Here is a 2,591-nt window from a genome sequence, read left to right as displayed (position 1 = left end):
GTTATATATTTTTTTGTTTAATACAATATTGTGTGCGCACACAATATTGTATTAAACAAAAATTCTATTTATTATATATCTAAAAATAAGTTGTTTGTACTATTTTGTTATTTAAAAAAATGTTCTAAAACATAATGATAGTATTGTTAAATTTTAGTGAGATACAGCTTTTAGTCCAACTACAGATGCAATCAGAGTGCAAATAAAGAATATGCGCATAATACTGGTAGGTTCTTTAAATACAAATATACCAACTAATACTGTGCCTGCTGCTCCAATCCCAGTAAAGACAGCGTAGGCCGTACCCATTGGTATGGATTGAGTCGCTTTGATTAATAATCCCATACCTAAGATCAGGCAAATGGCAAAACTGAGATACCAATAACCTGATTCTGGTGTAGGAGATACCTTTGCTTTAGATATGCTAAATGTAAAGCCTACTTCAAAAAAACTTGCTAGTAATAAATATACCCAACTCATAATGATTTTATTTTAAATTATTATATACTTATTGAATGATTGTTCAATTGTTGTCAAAAAAAAATTATTTAAGTAACTCTATATAGTGATATAACGTATTTTCTAAATCTTTTACTATAGTTTTTCCATCATGACTGAAGATGCTTTGAAACCAAATACCATCAGTTAGCGTAAATAGTTGCTTGGCACAGATTTTAATATCTATGTCTTTCCTAATCTTATTTTGTAAAAGACTATTCGTTAATGAATATTCCCATGCTGTACGTTCTTTTTCCACGATTAAACGATAGTTATCTCTGAATATGCTGTCTCGTTGCATAACCTGATAGAAAAGAAAATGGTAATTTAAGATTGATGGATATGATATATCTTCATTTTCCTGAACAATATCTGATATTATAGTACTGATTTTATTAAATCTGTTACACATAAAGTTTACAAATTCAAGTGCATTATAATCTTTTATTTCCCGAAGATCAAAGTCAAATATTTGTACAAAATATTTCTCTGTTACTCTTATGAATAGATCTTCCTTATTCCTGAAATAATGATATAGGAGCCCTCTGGAAAGATTTGTTGCTTTTTGTATATCCGTTATTGATACCGCATCGAATCCTTTTAATAATAAGAGACTAAATGTTTTTTTTAAAATTAATTCTTCTGTATTCATTGAATTTAATTGAATGATCGTTCAACAAAGGTATAATGTTTTTATGGTTATGGCAAATAATAAAAGGGATTATTAAGCTCTTATAGAATTCTTAACAATTGTTGCGAGATAAATGTTAGCCAATATATTTGATATTCCGAACCATATTTTTGCTGTATTAGTTGTATGTATAAAGAAAAAGAAGCCTCGCAAATATTATGCAAAGGCTTCTTCAGCAACTATAATAAAAAACACTAGACTTAGCTCACGCTAATTTTATTTCTTTATCTAAATATACATCTTGTATTGTATTAATCAATTCAACCCCTTCTTTCATTGGCTTTTGGAATGCTTTACGTCCACAGATTAAGCCCATTCCTCCGGCACGTTTGTTTACTACAGCGGTATAAACAGCATCTTTGAGATCGGAACTACCATGAGATTCTCCTCCGGAGTTAATTAGCCCAACACGTCCCATATATCCGTTTGCTACTTGATAGCGGCATAAATCAATGGGATGATCACTCGCCAGTTCTGTATACATTCGTTCATCCCATTTAGAGAAATTGATTGCTTTAAATCCTCCATTGCAATTTGGAAGTTTTTGCTTTACAATATCTGCTTTTATAGTTACACCAATATGGTTGGCTTGGCTAGTCAAATCAGCTGCACTATCATAGTCAATACCATCTTTTTTGAAATTACTGTTTCTTAAGTAGCACCACAAAATTGTAACCATTCCTAGTTCATGAGCATACTCGAATGCTTTAGATATATCAACAATTTGACGACGACTTTGTTCGGATCCGAAATATATAGTTGCCCCAATTGCAGATGCTCCCATATTCCAAGCTTCCTTAATTGTACCAAACAATACCTGATCGTAAGTTGTAGGATAGGAGAGTAGTTCATTATGGTTGATTTTCACAATAAATGGAATTTTATGAGCATACTTTCTAGCTACAGAACCGAGTATTCCATAAGTGGAGGCTACTGCGCTACATCCACTTTCAATGGCTAATTTTATAATGTTTTCAGAGTCGAAATATATAGGGTTTGGTGCGAAAGATGCACCTGCACTATGTTCAATATCTTGATCGACAGGTAGTATTGATAAATATCCTGTATTAGCTAATCGTCCATGGCTAAATAAACGTTGTAAGCTGTTTAACGTCGGAATATTACGATCCGAATCTATCCATATATTGTCAATGAAATTGGCTTCGGGTGCATGGATTAACGATTTGTCAATGGTTTTGCTTACATGCTCTAACAAGTATTGGCTCTGATCGGCCAAAATGTTTGTAATTTTAGAATTTATCATAATGATATAGTTTAATGTTTTGTGCCAAAAACTAAATATTCTTTCACTACTTTATCTATTAATATATAGAACAAAATAGCTTAGTTTTAGTTTTTAGACATAGGGTTGTTTAATACCTTTTAGAAAGGTTTTTTAACA

Annotated in this window: 3 protein-coding genes; all 3 read right to left on the bottom strand. The window is 31.5% G+C overall.

Annotation, left to right across the window (positions count from 1 at the left end; all coding sequences use genetic code 11):
- Positions 1 to 153 precede the first annotated feature (153 nt).
- Entirely contained in the window at positions 154 to 480 is a 327-nt protein-coding gene (locus JGH11_RS19685; RefSeq protein WP_201114621.1) for a multidrug efflux SMR transporter, read from the bottom strand.
- 64 nt (positions 481 to 544) lie between these two features.
- Positions 545 to 1,150, bottom strand: coding sequence for a TetR/AcrR family transcriptional regulator (locus JGH11_RS19680; protein WP_201114619.1), 606 nt, complete (start codon positions 1,148 to 1,150; stop codon positions 545 to 547).
- Positions 1,151 to 1,394: 244 nt separating this feature from the next.
- Positions 1,395 to 2,453, bottom strand: coding sequence for a class I fructose-bisphosphate aldolase (locus tag JGH11_RS19675; protein ID WP_201114617.1), 1,059 nt, complete (start codon positions 2,451 to 2,453; stop codon positions 1,395 to 1,397).
- Positions 2,454 to 2,591: the final 138 nt, after the last annotated feature.

It is taken from the genome of Dysgonomonas sp. Marseille-P4677 (genome assembly GCF_016652235.1).
In the GTDB taxonomy this organism is placed as follows: Bacteria; Bacteroidota; Bacteroidia; order Bacteroidales; family Dysgonomonadaceae; genus Dysgonomonas.
Note: the sequence above shows the minus strand (reverse complement) of the source record. Positions and strands in the feature narration are given on the sequence as shown.

Bases quoted from the DNA above. Each gene is read 5' to 3' on its own strand.
- JGH11_RS19685 (WP_201114621.1), bottom strand. From the start codon at position 480: ATGAGTTGGGTATATTTATTACTAGCAAGTTTTTTTGAAGTAGGCTTT.
- JGH11_RS19680 (WP_201114619.1), bottom strand. From the start codon at position 1,150: ATGAATACAGAAGAATTAATTTTAAAAAAAACATTTAGTCTCTTATTA.
- JGH11_RS19675 (WP_201114617.1), bottom strand. From the start codon at position 2,453: ATGATAAATTCTAAAATTACAAACATTTTGGCCGATCAGAGCCAATAC.